Source organism: Haladaptatus litoreus, from assembly GCF_900156425.1.
Classification (GTDB): Archaea; Halobacteriota; Halobacteria; order Halobacteriales; family Haladaptataceae; genus Haladaptatus; species Haladaptatus litoreus.
This window is the reverse complement of record NZ_FTNO01000001.1, coordinates 392373-410060: the sequence shown is the minus strand read 5'-3', so window position 1 is coordinate 410060 and position 17688 is coordinate 392373. Positions and strand designations below refer to the sequence as shown.

General features: G+C 61.8%; 18 protein-coding genes. 8 read left to right on the top strand and 10 right to left on the bottom strand.

The window, feature by feature from the left end; translation table 11 throughout:
* Positions 1-27: 27 nt before the first annotated feature.
* Positions 28-981: a peptidoglycan hydrolase gene (locus tag BW974_RS02155; protein ID WP_076427578.1), complete on the top strand. Its 954-nt coding sequence runs from the start codon at positions 28-30 to the stop codon at positions 979-981.
* 131 nt (positions 982-1112) lie between these two features.
* On the opposite strand, the gene folP is transcribed toward BW974_RS02155, so the two are convergent.
* The gene (gene folP, locus BW974_RS02150; RefSeq protein ID WP_076427576.1) at positions 1113-3557 is read right to left on the bottom strand and encodes a dihydropteroate synthase; all 2445 of its coding nucleotides are present in this window, start codon (positions 3555-3557) and stop codon (positions 1113-1115) included.
* 65 nt (positions 3558-3622) lie between these two features.
* Positions 3623-4138: an SHOCT domain-containing protein gene (locus BW974_RS02145; RefSeq protein WP_076427574.1), complete on the bottom strand. Its 516-nt coding sequence runs from the start codon at positions 4136-4138 to the stop codon at positions 3623-3625.
* Between the two features lie 110 nt (positions 4139-4248).
* Between BW974_RS02145 and BW974_RS02140 the strand changes: the two genes are divergently transcribed.
* Entirely contained in the window at positions 4249-5049 is an 801-nt protein-coding gene (locus BW974_RS02140) for an alpha/beta fold hydrolase (protein WP_076427572.1), read from the top strand.
* 91 nt (positions 5050-5140) lie between these two features.
* Positions 5141-5473 carry a hypothetical protein gene (locus tag BW974_RS02135; protein WP_076427570.1) on the top strand — a complete coding sequence of 111 codons (333 nt, stop codon included), beginning with the start codon at positions 5141-5143 and terminating at the stop codon, positions 5471-5473.
* 184 nt (positions 5474-5657) lie between these two features.
* Here BW974_RS02135 and purH read toward each other — a convergent pair whose 3' ends face one another.
* The gene (purH, locus tag BW974_RS02130; RefSeq protein WP_076427568.1) at positions 5658-7274 is read right to left on the bottom strand and encodes a bifunctional phosphoribosylaminoimidazolecarboxamide formyltransferase/IMP cyclohydrolase; all 1617 of its coding nucleotides are present in this window, start codon (positions 7272-7274) and stop codon (positions 5658-5660) included.
* A gap of 167 nt (positions 7275-7441) precedes the next feature.
* Between purH and purB the strand changes: the two genes are divergently transcribed.
* Positions 7442-8821: an adenylosuccinate lyase gene (gene purB / locus BW974_RS02125; RefSeq protein WP_076427566.1), complete on the top strand. Its 1380-nt coding sequence runs from the start codon at positions 7442-7444 to the stop codon at positions 8819-8821.
* A gap of 44 nt (positions 8822-8865) precedes the next feature.
* Complete coding sequence (locus BW974_RS02120) at positions 8866-9513, top strand: hypothetical protein (RefSeq protein WP_076427564.1); 648 nt, start codon at positions 8866-8868, stop codon at positions 9511-9513.
* 13 nt (positions 9514-9526) lie between these two features.
* Here the strand turns inward: BW974_RS02120 and BW974_RS02115 are convergent, their stop codons facing one another.
* Positions 9527-9886, bottom strand: coding sequence for a hypothetical protein (locus BW974_RS02115; RefSeq protein WP_076427562.1), 360 nt, complete (start codon positions 9884-9886; stop codon positions 9527-9529).
* A gap of 86 nt (positions 9887-9972) precedes the next feature.
* Here BW974_RS02115 and BW974_RS02110 point away from each other — a divergent pair, with 86 nt between their 5' ends.
* From BW974_RS02110 to BW974_RS02100, 3 genes are all read left to right on the top strand, one after another.
* The gene (locus tag BW974_RS02110; RefSeq protein WP_076427560.1) at positions 9973-10185 is read left to right on the top strand and encodes a zinc ribbon domain-containing protein; all 213 of its coding nucleotides are present in this window, start codon (positions 9973-9975) and stop codon (positions 10183-10185) included.
* Positions 10185-11459, top strand: a complete 1275-nt coding sequence (locus BW974_RS02105; protein ID WP_076427558.1) for an outer membrane protein assembly factor BamB family protein — start codon at positions 10185-10187, stop codon at positions 11457-11459. Before BW974_RS02110 ends, BW974_RS02105 begins: the two co-directional genes overlap by 1 nt.
* A 122-nt stretch (positions 11460-11581) precedes the next feature.
* On the top strand, positions 11582-11947 hold the full coding sequence (locus BW974_RS02100) for a DUF5518 domain-containing protein (RefSeq protein WP_076427556.1): 366 nt from the start codon (positions 11582-11584) through the stop codon (positions 11945-11947).
* On the opposite strand, the gene BW974_RS02095 is transcribed toward BW974_RS02100, so the two are convergent.
* Genes BW974_RS02095 through dapA form a run of 6 tightly spaced genes read right to left on the bottom strand, consistent with a single transcriptional unit; the run spans position 11916 to position 17577 of the window.
* Positions 11916-12983, bottom strand: a complete 1068-nt coding sequence (locus BW974_RS02095) for a M20 family metallopeptidase (RefSeq protein ID WP_076427554.1) — start codon at positions 12981-12983, stop codon at positions 11916-11918. The two genes, BW974_RS02100 and BW974_RS02095, sit on opposite strands and share 32 nt — an antisense overlap.
* Entirely contained in the window at positions 12980-13816 is an 837-nt protein-coding gene (dapF, locus tag BW974_RS02090) for a diaminopimelate epimerase (protein ID WP_076427552.1), read from the bottom strand. Before dapF ends, BW974_RS02095 begins: the two co-directional genes overlap by 4 nt.
* Entirely contained in the window at positions 13813-15060 is a 1248-nt protein-coding gene (gene lysA, locus BW974_RS02085) for a diaminopimelate decarboxylase (RefSeq protein WP_076427550.1), read from the bottom strand. The genes dapF and lysA overlap by 4 nt, the downstream gene beginning before the upstream one ends.
* Positions 15057-15881 carry a 2,3,4,5-tetrahydropyridine-2,6-dicarboxylate N-succinyltransferase gene (locus BW974_RS02080; protein ID WP_076427547.1) on the bottom strand — a complete coding sequence of 275 codons (825 nt, stop codon included), beginning with the start codon at positions 15879-15881 and terminating at the stop codon, positions 15057-15059. Before BW974_RS02080 ends, lysA begins: the two co-directional genes overlap by 4 nt.
* On the bottom strand, positions 15878-16690 hold the full coding sequence (gene dapB, locus BW974_RS02075) for a 4-hydroxy-tetrahydrodipicolinate reductase (protein WP_076427545.1): 813 nt from the start codon (positions 16688-16690) through the stop codon (positions 15878-15880). Before dapB ends, BW974_RS02080 begins: the two co-directional genes overlap by 4 nt.
* Positions 16687-17577 carry a 4-hydroxy-tetrahydrodipicolinate synthase gene (gene dapA, locus BW974_RS02070; RefSeq protein WP_076430193.1) on the bottom strand — a complete coding sequence of 297 codons (891 nt, stop codon included), beginning with the start codon at positions 17575-17577 and terminating at the stop codon, positions 16687-16689. The genes dapB and dapA overlap by 4 nt, the downstream gene beginning before the upstream one ends.
* Between the last annotated feature and the right edge of the window lie 111 nt (positions 17578-17688).

Here is a 17688-nt window from a genome sequence, read left to right as displayed (position 1 = left end):
GATTCCTTCAGTAAGTTGCGTTCATAAATGACTAAGAAAAACACGCGGCGAAACTTCCTTCGAACCGTCGGAGCGACTGCACTCACGATTCCAGCACTCTCCGCAACTGCGAGCGCGGCATCCGACCAGTTCTACTGGCCAACCACGGGCCAAGTCACGTCCGGGTACTACGACGACCGCGACGGTGGAACGCGAACCCACCGCGGCGTGGACATCGACTGGGAAACCGGCCAGCCGATTTACGCGGCCCAGTCCGGGACGGTCACGGCATCCGGGTACAACGGCGGATACGGCTATCGGGTGAACATCGAACACGACGGCGGCTACCGAACCCGATACGCGCACTGTCAGTCAGACCTCAGAGTGGATGTCGGTGATTACGTCAGTCGCGGTCAGCACATCGCTGACCTCGGTGGCAGCGGCGGCTACGAACCGCACCTTCACTTCGACATCAAACGAAACGGAAGCTACGTCTACGTCCCCGGAAGTCCCGGCGACTGGGTGGACAAGAGCAACCCGATTCCGGAAGACTACCCCGGTCTGGGCGACGGCGGTAGCGGTGGGTACAGTTGGCCGGTGTACTCGCGCGGCGACAACGGCGAAGCAGTGTACTCGATTCAGTTCCTGCTCGAACACCACGGCTACAACCTCGCCCACGACGGAAGCTACGGCCCGGAAACCGAAAGTACGGTCGAGAGCTTCCAGTCCGCACAAGGACTCACCGTTGACGGCGTCGTCGGCCCGAACACGTGGAGCAATCTCATCGTGAACGTCACGAGTTCGAGCAACGACCCGTATTGGCCGACCTACGCCGTTCAGCACCAACTGCGCTACGACGAGGGCTACAGCATCTCCGTGGACGGCTACTACGGCCCAGAGACGGAGGGGGCAATCGAAAGCTTCCAGTCCAGTGCCGGACTCACCGTGGACGGCATGGCTGGCCCGAACACGTGGCAGGCGCTCGTCGACATCGGAACGTAAACGCAGAACGGCCTCCCGGCGTGCGGTCTTTTTATCGTGCTAGCGGTCGAAAGCAATTAGATTCTCGGCGGGTTCTACCCGTGGCAACAGGTCGTATCGCGTAGATTCGCGTGGGTCGCGTCGAATCACCGCTACGAGTCGTCTAGCGTTCTCGACGCTTCCACGGCTTCGACGGCGCGAACCGCGGCGACGTTCGCCTCCACGTCGTGAACGCGGACGATGTCGGCCCCGCGCTCCGCGGCGATGGTCGTTCCGGCAACCGTCGCCGGGCCGCGCTCGCCCGCCTCGCTTCCGATGTGGCCGAACATGGATTTGTGCGAATGGCCGATGAGGACGGGACAGTCGAGTCCGTGGAACTCCCCGGTTCGACCGAGCAGTTCGAAGTTTTCGGCGGCTCGTTTGCCGAAGCCGAGGCCGGGGTCAACGATGATTTTGTTCCGGTCGAGTCCGGCCTTTTCCGCGAGCAGGACGCGCTCTTCCAGTTCCGCGATAACGTCCTCGACCACGTCGTCGTACTCGACGACGTGGTCTGGCACCACGGGTGCGTCGAGGCTATGCATCACCACGAGCGGCGCGTCGTACTCCGCAGCGACGAACCGCATTTCGGGGTCTGACAGTCCGGAAACGTCGTTTACAATGTCCGCGCCTGCGTCGAGCGCGGCGCGGGCGACGTCGGCCTTTCGCGTATCTACGGAAATCATCGCGTCCAAATCGCTGATTTCCTCGATAACCGGAACGATTCGTTCGATTTCCTCCGCGTTCGAGATTTCGTCCGCCCCCGGTCTGGTGCTTTCGCCGCCGACGTCGATGATGTCGGCACCTGATTCGACCATCTCCTTCGCGCGCTCGATTGCGTCCTCGCGTGCTTCGTACTGCCCACCGTCGTGGAAACTGTCCGGCGTAACGTTGAGGATACCCATCACCGCAGTTCTTCCTTCCCACGGGTAGCCGTGTCCGCTCTCCGCTCGCTGAATTCCCAGCGTATTCCGGAGTTCGTCGGCGAACACCGACAGACCGTAGGGTTGTCCGTCCAACTTCTCCGCGAGTCGTTTGTACTGCGCCAAGGTTCCCATCAACAGCACGTCGATGTTCTCGTCGTCGCGGTCGTTCAACCCCGATTGGGCGCATTCGCCGCCGAGACTCAGCATCTCCTCTTTGATATACTGGGCTTGCCGAACCTGCACGCGCGTTTTCAGCACGCGATGAACTGCTTTTCCTCGCATTCTCCAGACTCCGGGTTCCGTGACGTGGGTTCCTTCTAGCGCTTCGCGCGCCTCCTCCAGATTTCCGATTCGTTTCGGAATCTCGGCCCGCGTCCAGCGGGTTCGCGCTTCCGCCACCGCGAACAACGACCCCGTGACGAGGACGAAGTCGTCCTCCTCTGCCGAATCGAGCGCGTTTTCCAACGCGCTCTCGACCGAACTCACTCGCTCTACGTCGCTCGCACCGCGTTCTTCGAACGCGCGTGCGAGCACTTCTTCGTCCTCCGCACGGTCGATGTTCGGATGGCAGGCGACGGCGCGGTCGGGCGTCGGCAGTGCCTCGGTCATCGACTGAATGTCCTTGTCGTGCATCGCGCCGAACACGAGGTGGAACTCGTCATAGTCGAACTCCGAAATCGTTTCCGCGAGTGCTTCGCAAGCCCCGGGGTTGTGTGCTCCATCGAGCACGACCAGCGGGTCCGTTCCCATCACTTCGAACCGACCGGGCCAGAATCCTTTCCGGAGGCCGTTTGCGAGTTCGTCTTCGCTCACGCCAGCGACCTGCCGGGCCAGTACCGCCGCGATTCCGGCGTTTTGGGCCTGATACTCGCCGATCAGTGGTATCGAAGTTTCGACTTTCCAGTCGGAACCGGACAACGAAATCGCGGCCTCGGTGTGATTCGTCCGGCCTTCGTAGGTGGCCTGTACGTCTGCATCGGGCGTCTCGCCGACCAACACGACATCGCCCGCCTGTTCCCGAATCGCGTCGAGGGCGTCCCCGGTCGCACCAGTGACTAACGGCGCGTCGTCAGGCGCGACGTGTGCTTTGTCGGTGGCGATTTCCTCGACCGTCTCTCCGATGATACCCGTGTGTTCGAGCGTCACGCTCGTCACCGCAGAAGCAATCGGGGAGACGACGCTCGTCGCGTCGTAGCGCCCGCCGATGCCGACTTCGAGGATTGCGACATCGACCTCCTCGCGGCCGAAATACCAGAGCGCCATCGCGGTCATCGTCTCGAAGAACGTCGGCGATTCGCCGTCCACCGCCCGGTCGGTGATGTATTCGTGGGCATCGTCCACGAACGTCCCCATCGCGGCTTTCGTGATTTTCCGGCCGTCAACCGTGATTCGCTCGCGCACGTCGTCGAAATGCGGCGACGTGTACAGTCCGACAGTGAGGCCCGATTCGCGGAGCATCTGCTCCGTCATCCGGGCCGTGCTTCCCTTGCCGTTCGACCCCGCTACCTGCACGAACTGCACGCCGTCATGGGGGTCGCCGAGGTGTGCGAGAAGGTCTGCGGTGGAATCCGTCCCCGGTTTGGGGCGGAACCGCCGCAGGTCGAAAAGAAAGTTCGCCGCCTCGTGGTAGTCCATAGCTGAGACGACAGAAGCAGTCCGCTTTAGATTGTCGAAGTCGGAAAACCAGCGATTGCTGTCTTTCAGTACTCGTACTCGCGTTCGGTTCGCCTGCGCTCGCGTCTTACTTCCTCGTCGCTCACGTCGTCGTCCACGAGCCGTTTCATCCGCCGCTCGAACTCGGCTTCGCCGATTTCTCCCGCCACGTACTGTTCTTTCAATTCGTCCATCCTGTCCTGCGTCGTCGGTTCGACGCGCTCCGACAGGCCGAGCGAACTGGCGTGTGGATGCAGTCGCTCCGCCCGTCGGACGAGTCCCGCGAGGCGGTCGTTTCGCGGCATGGACGCATTTCGGACTGCGGCGACGACCAACCCGACGAACAGCAGTCCCGCAAACAGCGCGTCGAGCAGAAACGCCACGATGTAGACGGCGGCGGCGTCGAGGAAGATGATGAGGAGGGGCGTGTTGGCGTACTCCGGATTGCCGAGTGCCGACAGCGCGGCTAACAGTCCGAGTGCGGCGATGCCGACGAGCAGGACTAACGAGAGGATGAACCCGGCAAGCAGGGCCTTGACCTTGGAGTTTCCGAGTAGTCCCATCGTCCGGATGTTGGTCGGGGTCGTACTTTAAGCCATTCTCTGTGTGACCGATTCCACGCAAAGTTACTTGGCCGCGATAGCTTTGCCCGTGCGAGTTGAGTGAGGTTCCGATGCCCGACGAACAGTGCAACGGAGCAACGCTCTATTTCGAAGAACAGGGGGAGGGAACGACAATCGTCTTGCTTCCGGGGGTCACGACCGGGATTCGATTTTTCGTGCCACAGATGGCCAACCTTTCAGACGACTTCCAGACGATTGCGCTCGACTACCGGGGCCACGGTCGGTCGGAGAAGACGGAGACGGGACACACGGTTCCGCAGTACGCCCGCGATTTGCGGGCGTTCCTCGACCAGCGAGAACTGGATGACGTGGTTCTCGTCGGCTGGTCGATGGGCGCGCTGGTTGCGTGGGAGTATATCGACCAGTTCGGGACGGATGGGATTCGCGGCCTCGTCGTCGTGGACATGTCCGCCTCGCCGTTCCAGTGGGACGATTTCGAACACGGAAACACCGACCTCGACAGACTGACCGAGACGCTCGAACTGGTGCAAACCAACCACTTGGCCCTCGTTGATGGCCTCATCCAGCAGACGTTCAAGAAACCGCCGTCGGAAGACGTTCGGCGGTTGGTTTTCGACGAAGTTTCGCGCTCACCCCCGCCGGTCAAGAGCGCGATTCTGTTCGATTACGCGATGCGCGACTACCGAAACGTCCTTCCTGACATCGACGTACCCACCCTCGTCTGCGCTGGCGCAGACGAGAAATGGCGAACCGTCGCCGCCGTGGAGGACGTGGCAGGCCGCATTCCGAACACTGAGTTCGAACTGTTCGAAGAGAGCGGCCACGTTCCCACGTTGGAGCAACCGGACGAGTTCAATCGCGCAGTTGGGGAGTTCGTGGATGGATTGTAGAGGAGAGGACGAAAATCCGTTGTGTCGAACTGCTCATTCCTTTCAATCGGCAACAAAGATTAACCACACTTCGGCCGACGATTGGAACGTAATGCCGGAGTACACGCTACACGTTCCCTCGATTCGCGGTGCGACGAAGGAATCGCCAGACACGCCCTATAGCGAGGGAGATTTCCCGATGGACGACATGGCGGACATTGACGACTACTTCCTCCTCTCGACGTCCGAAATTCCGCCGGAGTCGTTCGAGGACCTCTATCTTCCTGTCGCCCACTTAGACCAGCGACTGAGTCTTCCACTACTTCAGGACGCGTTAGACGAAATCAAAACGCTGGACGACTTGGACGACGAGACGAAGGCCGAAACTATCGACATGATTCACGACCTCGGGGAGTGTTTCCCGAACGACGGTCTCGACAGCTGAAACGTTCCGTTAGCTGGTTTCGAGTTTTTGGGTTCCGATTCGGTACTGACACGAGAAGGCGAGCGAAGCGAGTCTTCGACGTTCCACGACTTCCTCACTAGCGTTCAGTCCTGTCTAAAACCGGGCGAGACGGTCGCCCCCCGGGCGCTGCGACTCGCTGGATTCAGGCACAATTTCACTCCGTTCAATCGTGCCTGAAACACCGACTCCCCGTGAACACCATCGCCATACCGTGTTCGTTAGCGGCCTCGATTACGTCGTCGTCGTTGACCGAGCCGCCGGGTTGGATGACGGCCTCAATTCCGGCCTCCGCGGCCTCCTCGATAGCGTCCGGGAACGGGAAGAATGCATCACTCGCCATCACGGCACCCTCGGCGTCCTTGCCCTCCGCATCGCGCTCGGCTTTCATCTTCGCGATTTCGACTGCATCCACGCGGCTGACTTGTCCTGCACCGACGCCGACGGTTTCCGTGCCCTCGGCGAACAGAATAGCGTTGGATTTGACGTGCTTGATGGTCTGCCACGCAAAGAGCATGGAGTCGAGTTGTTCGTCCGTGGGTTCGCGGTCGGTGACGATTTCGAGGTCGTCCCGAGTTGGGTTCTGCATGTCTCGCTCCTGCACGAGTCGGCCACCGACGAGGTCTTTTTCGGTGTGGGTTTCGGAGATAGTTCCGAGGTCGCCGACTTCGAGGACTCGCAAGTTCTTTTTCTCGCAGAGCGTTTCCAACGCGTCGTCGGTGTAGCCCGGTGCGACGACGACTTCCTTGAACGAGTCCACGATTTGTGTCGCCGTTTCGTCGTCACACTCTCGATTGAGGGCGACGATGCCGCCGAAGGCGCTCTTCGCGTCGGTTCGGAGCGCGCGGTCGTAGGCCTCTGCGAGCGAGTCGGCGGTTGCACAGCCTGCGGGATTGGTGTGTTTGATGACCGCACAGGCGGGGCGGTCGAACTCCTTTACGAGGTTCAGCGCGCCGTCGGCGTCGTTGTAGTTGTTGTACGAAAGCGCCTTCGCGCCCTCGTTCAACTGGTCTGCGTGAACGACGCTGGCCTCCTCGCAGGTCGTGTCGGCGTACAGCGCGGCGTCCTGATGCGGATTTTCTCCGTATCGCAAGTCGGCGGCGCGGTCTGCGGTGTCCACTTTCCGAGCTGGAAGCGCGTCGTCCTCGTCGCCTTCGACGTGAACCGTGTTGGCAGCAAAATCGACTTCCGCATTTCCTTCGGCGAACCAGCGCACTGCGCGGGGGTAGGCTTTGAACTCGCCCTGATAGAGGACGCGCTCTTTCAGTGATTCCTTCGTATCTCCCTCATAAACCGGAATCGGTTCCTGCGTGACGATTGGGCCGCTATCGACCCTTTTCGGGTCTACTTTGCCCTCCTCGTCGGCCGCCTCGGTGACGACGTGAACCGTGCATCCGGTGAGGCTCACGCCCGCGTCGAGGGCGTCTCCCCACGCGTCCATGCCGGGGAAGGAGGGAAGCAAGGATGGATGGACGTTGAGCGTCGTCGGGGTTTCGTCTAAAAACTCCCCGGTCAGGATTCGCATGTAGCCGTCGAGACAGACGAGGTCGAACTCGTAGTCGGTCAGTGCGTCGAGCACTCTCTTCTCGTGTGCTTCGCGGGATTCGCCCTCGTCCAGTTCGACGACCTCTGTCGGGATACCGCGTTTCTCGGCTGCTTCCAAAACCGGCGCGTCCGCGCTGTCGGTCAGCACGACCGCCAGTTCCGCCCCACCCGGTGCGAGGTCGGCGATGTGCAGCAGGTTTCGACCACGGTTCCCGGCCATACCCGCAATCTGTGTCATGGTGGGAAGACCGACCGGTGTGGGCAAAGTAGTTGCGGTCTATTGCCGAAATGTATGCGAGTTTGTGGATATTTTCGGTGCGAAAAATGCGATTACCCCTCGTTGTATGCACATCTGTGTGCCACCGTACCGACACGCTTTTGCCGAACGCCCCGGCAGGCACAGGTATGGATTCCCTGTACGCCGTTTCGCCGTTGGACGGGCGATACGCCGGTCGAACCGCACCGCTCCGCGAGTACGCGAGCGAGGCCGCGCTCATGCGCGCCCGTGTGCAAGTCGAAGTCGAGTATCTCATCGCGCTGGCCGACTTAGAGGCGACGCCGTTCGAAATCGCGGCCGACGACCGCGATTTCCTCCGCGGCCTGTACGAGGACTTCGATGAGGAAGACGCAGGAATCGTCAAAGCCCTCGAAACCGAGGGATACGCCGGATACTCCGCGACCAGACACGACGTGAAGGCGGTCGAGTATTTCGTTCGTCACTCACTTCCCGACGACTTGTCGGGCCTCTCCTCGTGGATTCACTTCGCCCTGACCAGCGAGGACGTGAACAACCTCGCCCACCGCTTGCTGGTCAAACCCGCAGTCGAGGACATTCTCCTCCCGGAACTCGCCACCGTCCGCGACGAACTCTCGGAGATGGCCCGCGAGCATCGGGACGTCCCGATGCTCGCTCGAACTCACGGTCAACCCGCGACTCCGACCACGTTCGGCAAGGAGATGGCCGTCTACGCGGCCCGCCTCGGTCGAGCGATGGGACGAATCGAGGGTGCGACCGACTCGATTTCGGGCAAACTCGCGGGGGCCAGTGGCACCTACGCCGCCCACGTTTCCGCCTATCCCGACGTGGAGTGGCGCGAGTTTTCCCGTGAGTTCGTGGGGAACCTCGGACTCGAACACACCGCACTCGCCACGCAGGTCAACCCCTGCGACGACCTCGCGGAACTGTTCGACGCGCTCCGCGGGGCGAACAACGTCCTGCTCGATTTAGACCGCGACGCGTGGCTCTACGTCAGCGACCGATATCTGGGACAGGTCGCAACCGAGGGCGAAACCGGCAGTTCGACCATGCCGCACAAGGTGAACCCAATCGACTTCGAAAACAGCGAAGGCAACCTCTCGAAGGCCAACTCCGATTTGACCTTCTTGGGCGACTACATCACCACCTCGCGCCTCCAGCGTGACCTCTCGGATTCGACCGTCAAGCGAAACATCGGGGCCTCGTTTGCCTACTGCCTCCTCGGTTACACGAAGGCGCAGGACGGCCTCGACAAGGTCGTCCCCAACGAGGAGGTCATGCGCGAAGAACTCGAATCGACGCCGGAAATTATCGGCGAGGCAGTCCAGACGATTCTGCGCCGGGAGGGCCACGAGGACGCCTACGAGCGCGTCAAAGCCCTGACCCGCGGAAAACGCGTCACGTTGGCCGATTTCCGTGATTTGTTCGACGAGTTAGACGTGAACGAAGATGTGCGAAAGGAACTGCACGCCCTGACGCCAGCAGGCTACACAGGAATCGCCGACGAACTCGTTGACGACCTCGACTGAGCCTGCACCTATCGTTAAGTCGTTTCGTGGCGTGTTCGGTTTCTATGCCGAAGCGAATCCGTCGCCGAATTCTTGCGGCGAGCGCGGCACCCGCCGCGCTCGCGTACTGGTTCCTCGTCCGTCCGTGGCACCTCCGCTGGGGAGCGACCGACGAAGAAGCGGAAGGGCCACTTCCGGGTGACGGAATCATTCGCTCGCCCCGAGTGGAGGCGACCCACGCCATCACCATCGGCGCGTCGGTCGAGGACGTGTGGCCGTGGCTGGTGCAACTCGGACAGGGACGCGGCGGGTTCTACAGCTACGACTGGTTGGAGAACCTCGTCGGAGCGGACATCCACAACGCTGACCGGATTTTGCCCGAACAGCAGACCCTCGAAGTCGGGGATACCGTTCGACTCGCCCCGGAGGAGTACGCGGTACAGTCCCCCAATTCAGTCCCCGAAGTCGCGGTTCTCGACCCCGGTCGGGCAATCGTGCTGTGTCCGCCGACCACCCCGCCGCGATGGACGTGGGCGTTCGTCCTCCATCCTGTTGACGAGACGACGACGCGGTTCGTCGTTCGAATGCGCTCCGGCGAGCGAACCCTCGGCGGCGCGGTGGTTGACCACCTGTTCTGGGAACCGGCACATTTCGTGATGGAGCGAAAGATGCTCTTAGGAGTCAAAGAACGGGCCGAACAATCGAGTTCGTGAAAATTCGAGATTTTCAGCGGTAGTAGTCGCGCTTGCTGTAGACGTAGGCCAGTAGGAGGCCGCTGACCACAATTCCGAAGATGGCTCCGAAGTTTCCGAGGAGCAGGTTGAGACAGGCGACCAGCAGGTCAATGCCGAACACTATCAGCGTCAGCGTCCACGCCCACGGTTTCAGCGTCAAGAGTCCCCACGCAACCACGAGTTGTGCGACCGAAAGGAGAATACTAAACGGACCGAAGATGATTCCGAATGGCGAACTGGCCATCGTCCCGAAACCGCCGAGGATGCCGAAAACCGCAAAAATAGCGGCGAGGATAGCGAGAATTTTGATGCCGAGCGGGGCGGACTGTTTGCGTGAGTAGGAGGAACTCATATCGCCCAGTTCGAAGCGAGCCGTAATAAATCTCGCCCACATGTCGAACACGAAGTATTTACCACTGCGTCACACAGGGCCACATCATGAACCCTGATGACTCCTCCGGATGCCCGAAATGCGGCCACACAGACGCCTCCACGGACTCGATTTCGACGACAGGTGGCGGATTAAGCAAGATGTTCGACATTCAGACGAAAAAGTTCAGCGTCGTTTCCTGCGAAAACTGCGGCTACTCCGAACTGTACAAGAACGTTCGAGATCGCGGAAGCGACGTCGTTGACGTGTTCTTCGGGTGATGACGGAATCAAGTCGGCGCGCGTTTCTCGCCGTCTGCGGTGCGACGGCGTTCACCGGATGTGCCTCGCTCGGCAGTCAGTCGCTTTCGACCCAGAGCGACAGCGCCGACTGGCCACTGTTTGCGCACGATTCGAAGAACACGGGGTACAATTCCCATGCGTCGGGGCCGAAATCGTCACCTACGGAACGCTGGCGGGTTCGCACCCACGACCTCCGAGAGGAGTTTAGAGGCTACGCGCTAACGCCATCTCCCGCCATCATTGGCGACCGTGTGTACGTGGGCGGCGAAACGTTTTCGGCCCACGACCTCAGCGACGGCTCCGTCGTTTGGGAGTCGGTGGGTGAAGATGCCTACTACGGTACCGGATTCGCCGACGAAACCCTGTTCGTCGCAACGTGGGACAAATCGTCCGAGACGAGTTCAATTTCGGCGTTCGATACGGACGGAAATCGGAAATGGAAACAGAAAACGGGAAGCAGACGCGGTCTTGCGCCGACAATCGGCGGTTCGACCGTGTACGCGCCGAGTGACCCAAAACTGGTCGCGCTCGACAGACAGAACGGAAACCGACAGTGGGAGACGAAAACGGTTCAGCCGTATCCCACGCAACCCTCCGTCGCGGATGCAGTCTACATCCCAACGGGTTGGGACGGTTGTATCGCCCGGAGCCGCAAGCAAGACCCGCTTGCATCCGTCTTGAGCCATCCGCCGAAAAAACAGTGGACACACGACCCGGATGGAATCATTAGAACGCCGCCAGCAGTCGGTTCGCGGTACGTGTACGCCGCCATGTCCGGGGAATGGCACCCGGATGTGAATCCAAAGCAACCGCGACTGTTCGCACTCACTTCGGGCGGGAAGGTGGCTTGGTCGCGGCCTGCTGGAACTATCTCCACGACGCCGGTGGTCGGCGATGGTGTCGTCTTCGAGAAAACGGGCGTCTTCGTCGAGAAGGTTCGGGAGGCCGGATACGTCCGTGGTCGGTTCGACGCGAAAATCACCGCCCACGACGCCGAGGACGGAGAAGTTCGCTGGCAGAGAACCGTGGATGGATTCGGCAGTTGGCATATTCAGCCGGTACTCGCTGATAAGGTGCTGTACGTGCCCCTTCACGAGGAAATCGGGAGAGAAAGTAGACTCCTCGCGCTGGATGCAAAGACGGGCGAAACGCTGTGGAATCACATGCTGGACGCCCCGACAACACATCTGGCCGTTGCCGAGTCCACGCTGTACGTCACATCATACGACGGAATTTTGCACGCCTTCGAGTAATCAACCCGTTCAACTCAATTCGTGAATTGGCCACTGGCGATTGCAACCGCCAGGGAGGGGACCTGATTCCAATCAGTCACTTTCATCGGTATTTATCTCCCCTGCCACCCAACAGACAATGTATGGAAAATGATAATACGATGGTCAACGCGCTCATCGGCGCAGTCGTAACCCTCGTCACTTCCTTCATTCCGTTTTCGCCGATTCTCGGCGGGGCCGCCGCGGCCTATCTAAGCGAGGCGGACGCCGATTCCAGCGTCAGAATCGGGGCGATTTCCGGCGTCATCGCGACGATTCCGATGGCACTGTTCGGATTCTTCGTCATGAGCATCCTCTTCCTCGGAAGCGCACCCGGCGGATTCGTGGTGTTCCTCCTACTGTTTGGCGTGCTGTCGCTCGTCTACACGGCCGGACTGAGCGCACTGGGCGGCTTCCTCGTCGTGTACATGACGAATACTAATCGAGGAATCGACGTAACGTCTCAGTGACGGCGTCTTCCGCCGCCGTCACCTCGTTTTCGTTCACGTACTCTCGCGGGCCGTGTGCGACTGCACCCTCGCCGTCCGAGAGGACGCCCGGCCCGAACACGACTGTTGGTGCAATCTGTGCAAAATAGGATGCCTCCGTCGCCGCACCGAACGGCCGCACCTCGCCACCGCTCGCTTTCCGTAGTGTTTCCACGAGGTCGGAATCCGCGGGCGTAGAGAACGCTTCCAGAAACGGCGTGTCTCGCTCCGCGAGCGAAACGTCAACCTCGATTCCCTCAGGCGCAGAATTTCGCAGATGAGTTTCGAGCAACGCTCGAAACTCATCCGCACCTTCCGGGGGAACGCTCCGTCGGTCGATGACGAACGAGGATTCGGCGGGAATCTGATTGGTCGCAGTTCCGCCTTCTATCGTCGTCGGGGTGAGCGTCGGCAGTCCGAGTTCCGGATGCGGGTCGCGCGTGTCGAACGTCGAAAGCGCGGCCAGCACGGGCGACAGGCCTGCGATAGCATTGACACCCGCCTCGGGATGTGCGGCGTGAGCGTTTTCGCCGTGAAGCGTCACCGTGCCCTGAAATCGTCCTCTCCCGGCGTTGCACACGTCGAGTCCGGTCGGTTCGCCGACGATGACGGCATCGGCGTCGATGGAAAGCGCCGCCGCGCCCGCGGAGTCGGTTTCCTCGTCGGGCGTGATTGCGAGAGTTAGTTTTCCGCGGTCGGGTTCCACGGCGAGGAAAGCCGCGAGAAACGCCGCGAGCGGCCCTTTCGCGTCGCAGGAACCGCGACCCAAAATTCGGTCGCCGTCGCGGGAAAATGGGACGTGCGGCGGAACCGTGTCGATGTGCGTATTTAACACGACGTGCGGGCCGCCATTTTCACCACCTTGCTCCGCGAGAACGTTTCCCGCGTCGTCCACGGAGGCCGCCACGCCTGCCGATTCGAGCGTCTTCACGAGCAAGTCGCGCATTTCTCCGACCGATTCGTGCGACGGGGTCTGCACTGCGCGTTCCAGAAACGCGATTGGGTCGAACTCGCTCATGCTTCCAAATCGAGTCGGCCCGCCGTGGAGATTCGAACCCGTCCCTCGAACTCGGTTTCGACCGGGCCGGACAGCGTGGCGTATCGTTCGCCGAGCGCGACTTCGAGGTCACCGCCGGGTGGCGACACCGAAATCAGTTCCTCGTCAGTCATCCCGAGTCGCCGGGCAACCGCCGCGATTGCAACCGCGCCGGTTCCACAGGATTGGGTTTCGCCTTCGACGCCGCGCTCGAAGGTTCGCTGGTCGAATCCGCCCTCGCGGGGGGATGCGAAGGTGACGTTCGCGCCCTCCGGGAACAGTTCGTGGTGGCGAATCGGCGGTGCATCCCGGTCGATGTCGACCGAATCCACGTCGTCCACGAAGACGACGGCGTGGGGGACGCCCGTGTTTACGGCCGTCACGTCGTAGCCGCCGATTTCCGCCTGCACGAGCGGTTCGTCCTGCGCGAGCGAAACGCCATCCGGCGAGAAGTCGGGCGCGCCCATCTCGATGGTCGCCCCGTCGTCGTGGACGCTCGCGTATCGCGTTCCGGCGAGGGTGTCTATCATAACCTCGTCGGCGTCCGCCCGTTCCGCGGCCCACATCGCGGCACAGCGAGCGCCGTTGCCGCACATCTCCGCGGTGCTTCCGTCGGGTTGTACGAGCGTCATGATGACCCTCGGCGGCCGGTAGTTTGGTTCGAGGGCGAGGAAGAGAACGCCGTCTGCACCGATTCCCTCGGCCCGGTCGCAGGCTTCGCGCGCGAAGCCTGCGCGGTCGGGAACGCAGACGCTCGCGTCTACGATGACGAAGTCGTTGCCGGTTCCGTGGTACTTCTCGAACGACACGTTCATCGCCAGTTTACCTCCTGTTCGGTCGCGAGTACATCACTCAGCGTTTCGCGTCGATGCGCGACCGCACTGCGGTCGCCATCGACCACGACGACTGCGGGCCGTGGACGAGAGTTGTACTGGCTCGCCATTTCGTAGCCGTATGCTCCGGCGTTGCCGATTGCCAGCAGGTCGTCGCGTTCCGGGTCGGCAACCGTGTGTTCGCCGAAGGTGTCCGAACTTTCGCAAATCGGCCCGGCGATGGTCGTTTCGATTTCAGGGGCGTCCGAAGAAAGATTCCGGACGTGGTGATAGGCGTCGTACAGTGCAGGCCGGGCGAGCGTCGTCATTCCAGCATCGACGCCGAGAACAGTGATTTCCGGCGTTTCTTTGACCGTGTTGATCCGGGTCAACAGGACACCAGCATCGGCAACGAGATACCGACCGGGTTCCACGACGAGCGTCGCGTCGATGTTCCCGAGTGCATCCCGAGTCGCCGCCGCGACCGAATCGAGGTCGAGCGGCGATTCGTCGGGGCGGTACGGAACGCCGAATCCACCGCCGACATCGACAAATTCGAGTGGGATGTCGAGACTTCGCGCCAGTTCGCCCATCCGCGAGACGAGTTCCCGATGGTTGCTCAAATCATCGCCCGAGATTCCACTTCCCGCGTGGGCGTGAATCCCGACGACATCGAAGTCGTTCGCGGCGGATTCGAGCAGTTCCGCGGCGCGCTTGTAGGGCACACCGAATTTCGCGTCCGCGCCGGTTCGCACCTTCTCGTGGTGTCCGGCACCGACGCCGGGGTTGACCCGAAGACAGAGCCGTCCGTCGTAGCCGCGTTCCGCGAGTCGGTCGATGGTGTCTGCCGCGCCGACGGTAATCGTCAGGCCGGGATGTTCGTCGGCGAGTTCGACCGCCCTATCGAGGTCTTCCGCGGGCGGATTGACCGCCGTGTAGTGAACGCGCTCACCCTCAAATCCCGCGGCAACGGCGCGCTCGGCTTCGCCCGCCGAGGCACATTCGACGCTCGAATCCTCTGCTTCCAGCGTTCTGAGAACCGCCCGTGAGGTGTTCGCTTTCGCGGCGTAGTGAACGTCCGCGTTCGGAAACGCGGCGGAGAATCGTCGGTAGTTCTCGCGCACGCGCCCGAGGTCGGTGACGTACAGCGGCGTTCCATATTCCTGGGCGAGCGATTCGAGTCGCCCTTCAGACCAGTCCGACAATCGCCGTACATCGGGATTGTCAGTGTCGCTTTCAGCCATCATCGCAGGGCCTCCTCCCGTTCGACTTGTTCCAGCGTGTCGTCTTCCACGTCGAGGGCGACGACGGCGGGCTTGAACGCCCCGCCGTCGAACAGGTCGTGGTCGCCGATTCCGGATTCCACGAATCGGGTGAATGCACGCCGGTTTTCGGGAAGGTGACCGTACAGGATTTCTTCGTCCACGAGGTCGTAGACGGGGATTCGCGGCGTGAGAAGCGTGTTCTCGCCGACGATGCTTCCCTCGCCGACGACGAATCCCGAGGTAACTCGACAGCCAGCGCCGAGGGTTACGTCGTCCTCCACGATGACGGGCGTGCTTTCGACGGGTTCGAGGACGCCGCCGATGAGGGTGTTCGCGCCCAACTTCACGTTCGCGCCGATTTGGGCGCAGGAGCCGACCGTGTTGCAGGAATCGACCAGCGTCCCGTCGCCCACGGACGCGCCGATGTTGACGAAACTCGGACTCATCATGATACAACTCGACCCGATATGCGCGCCACGACGGAGCACGGTTCCGTCGGGCGTGTTGCGGGTTCCGCGCTCCGGAAGGTCGTCGGTTTCCTGCAGTGGAAGCACGTCGTAGTAGGTCACGTCGCCGTACTCTCTGCCCTCGGTGTTTCGAAGGCCGAAGTTCAGCAGAATGCCCTGCTTCACCCACTCGTTCGCTTCCCACGCGCCGTCGCGCTTTTCGGCGGCGCGAATCTCGCCCGCCTCCAGCGCGTCGAGGAACGTTTCGAGAGTTTCGTACTCGTCCTCTCCGGCGCTTTCTGCATTCAATTCGTCCGATTCGTACCGCCGCCACAGCTCTCCTATGTCGTTTCTCATTCTGCTACTACCTCGCTGAAATCGTACCGTCCTGCACCTCGTCCGGCAAGCCACACCGCCGCGTCGAGTGCCCCGTCGGCGAACACTGCCCTGCTTCCTGCGCGATGGGTCAGTCGCAGTTCCTCGTGCTCGTTCGCCAGCAGGAGTTCGTGCTCGCCTCTGATTCCGCCTGCACGCCGCGCGTGGACGCCGATTTCGCCCGACTCGCGCAGGGATTCTCCCTCGCGGCCATGCACTCGTCCACCGAACTCCCCTGCGGATTCGATTCGGTCGAGAATCGCGTTCGCGGTTCCGCTCGGCGCATCGCGCTTGTGTCGGTGATGAGACTCCGTAATTTCCACGTCGTATCCGGGTAAATCGCGGACTGCACCCTCGACTGCGCGAAGCAACGCCTGAATCCCCCGCGAGAAGTTGCTCGCGTGGAGGACGGGCACCTGTTCGCTCGCTTCGCGGAGGGCGGCCTCGCCGCCCTCCGCGAACTCGTCTTCTGCAAATTCGTCTGCCTCAAATCCGGTCGTTCCCACGACGCAGGCGACGTTCGCTTCGGCGCAGTCGGCAACGAACTCCCGACTGGCTTCGGGAACCGAAAAATCAACCAGTACATCGGGGTCGTACTCGGCGAGTACGACCCCGAACTCCCCGGCCGGTTCGACGGGGATTCCGGAAATTTCTCCCGACAGGTCACGGCTTACGCCCGCGACGACGCGAACGTCGTCGCGGGCGGCCGCCTCCTCGATGACGCGGCGTCCCATTCGGCCGGTCGCGCCGGAGACGAGGACGCGCGTTTCGGGGGCCGAAACGCGCGTCATGCTGGTTCCTCCAGTCGATTCAGAACCTCGGCTAGCTCTTCACGGTTTTCCTCGGAGAGGGCCGAGAGGGGCGGGCGCAGTTCGCTCGGGCCGTACTCCCGAATCTCCATCGCCGTCTTGACCGGAATCGGATTCGTCTCGGAAAACAGCGTGCGGAACAGCGGCCCGAGTTCGTGCTGGAGTTCCTGCGCGCTGCCGTAATCGCCATCGAGCGCCGATTCGACCAACTCGCATGTTCGCTCCGGTTCGACGTTCGCGGACACGCTGATGGTGCCAGTCGCGCCGAGCGACAGCATCGGAAGCGTCAGCGCGTCGTCGCCCGAAAGTACGGAGAACTCCTCATCGCGGGTTCGCTCGATGATTTCGCCGATTTGCCCGAGGTCGCCGCTCGCGGCCTTGTAGCCCGCGATGTTTTCGTGTTCCGCCAGCGAAACCGTCGTCTCTACGTCGATGTTTCGGCCCGTCCGAGACGGGACGTTGTAGACGATTTGTGGCAGATCCACCTCGTCGGCGATGGTTCGGAAATGGCGCTCCATGCCCGCCGGTTCGGGCTTGTTGTAGTACGGCGAGATGAGAAGGAGTCCGTCGGCCCCGGCGTCTTCTGCTCGCCGGGAGAGTTCGAGTGCTTCGTGCGTAGCGTTGCTTCCGGTTCCGGCGATAACTGGAATATCGACGGCCTCCACCACTGCCTCCACGACTTCCGCGTGTTCGTCGTGGGTCAGGGTCGCGCTCTCGCCGGTCGAACCGACGGGGACGAGGCCGTGGACGCCAGCGCGTTCGAGGCGTTGGGCGTCGCTACGGAGTTGGTCGTAATCGATGCGGTCGTGGTCGCCCGCGAAGGGCGTGGTCATCGCGGGGTAGACCCCGCGGAACGGTGTGTTCGTCATTGTTTTGAGTCGGAAATCGGTGGTCGCGCGGTGCAAAACGAAGGTGGCAAACGACGGGTGTGCCAATCCCGCCGAGAACCGTTCAGTTCACGCGTTTTTTGCGTTTTCCGA

What these genes read in the sequence shown, in the direction of transcription:
- BW974_RS02155 (WP_076427578.1), top strand. Translation starts at nt 28, where the DNA reads ATGACTAAGAAAAACACGCGGCGAAACTTCCTTCGAACCGTCGGAGCG.
- folP (WP_076427576.1), bottom strand. Translation starts at nt 3,557, where the DNA reads ATGGACTACCACGAGGCGGCGAACTTTCTTTTCGACCTGCGGCGGTTC.
- BW974_RS02145 (WP_076427574.1), bottom strand. Translation starts at nt 4,138, where the DNA reads ATGGGACTACTCGGAAACTCCAAGGTCAAGGCCCTGCTTGCCGGGTTC.
- BW974_RS02140 (WP_076427572.1), top strand. Translation starts at nt 4,249, where the DNA reads ATGCCCGACGAACAGTGCAACGGAGCAACGCTCTATTTCGAAGAACAG.
- BW974_RS02135 (WP_076427570.1), top strand. Translation starts at nt 5,141, where the DNA reads ATGCCGGAGTACACGCTACACGTTCCCTCGATTCGCGGTGCGACGAAG.
- purH (WP_076427568.1), bottom strand. Translation starts at nt 7,274, where the DNA reads ATGACACAGATTGCGGGTATGGCCGGGAACCGTGGTCGAAACCTGCTG.
- purB (WP_076427566.1), top strand. Translation starts at nt 7,442, where the DNA reads ATGGATTCCCTGTACGCCGTTTCGCCGTTGGACGGGCGATACGCCGGT.
- BW974_RS02120 (WP_076427564.1), top strand. Translation starts at nt 8,866, where the DNA reads ATGCCGAAGCGAATCCGTCGCCGAATTCTTGCGGCGAGCGCGGCACCC.
- BW974_RS02115 (WP_076427562.1), bottom strand. Translation starts at nt 9,886, where the DNA reads ATGAGTTCCTCCTACTCACGCAAACAGTCCGCCCCGCTCGGCATCAAA.
- BW974_RS02110 (WP_076427560.1), top strand. Translation starts at nt 9,973, where the DNA reads ATGAACCCTGATGACTCCTCCGGATGCCCGAAATGCGGCCACACAGAC.
- BW974_RS02105 (WP_076427558.1), top strand. Translation starts at nt 10,185, where the DNA reads ATGACGGAATCAAGTCGGCGCGCGTTTCTCGCCGTCTGCGGTGCGACG.
- BW974_RS02100 (WP_076427556.1), top strand. Translation starts at nt 11,582, where the DNA reads ATGGAAAATGATAATACGATGGTCAACGCGCTCATCGGCGCAGTCGTA.
- BW974_RS02095 (WP_076427554.1), bottom strand. Translation starts at nt 12,983, where the DNA reads ATGAGCGAGTTCGACCCAATCGCGTTTCTGGAACGCGCAGTGCAGACC.
- dapF (WP_076427552.1), bottom strand. Translation starts at nt 13,816, where the DNA reads ATGAACGTGTCGTTCGAGAAGTACCACGGAACCGGCAACGACTTCGTC.
- lysA (WP_076427550.1), bottom strand. Translation starts at nt 15,060, where the DNA reads ATGATGGCTGAAAGCGACACTGACAATCCCGATGTACGGCGATTGTCG.
- BW974_RS02080 (WP_076427547.1), bottom strand. Translation starts at nt 15,881, where the DNA reads ATGAGAAACGACATAGGAGAGCTGTGGCGGCGGTACGAATCGGACGAA.
- dapB (WP_076427545.1), bottom strand. Translation starts at nt 16,690, where the DNA reads ATGACGCGCGTTTCGGCCCCCGAAACGCGCGTCCTCGTCTCCGGCGCG.
- dapA (WP_076430193.1), bottom strand. Translation starts at nt 17,577, where the DNA reads ATGACGAACACACCGTTCCGCGGGGTCTACCCCGCGATGACCACGCCC.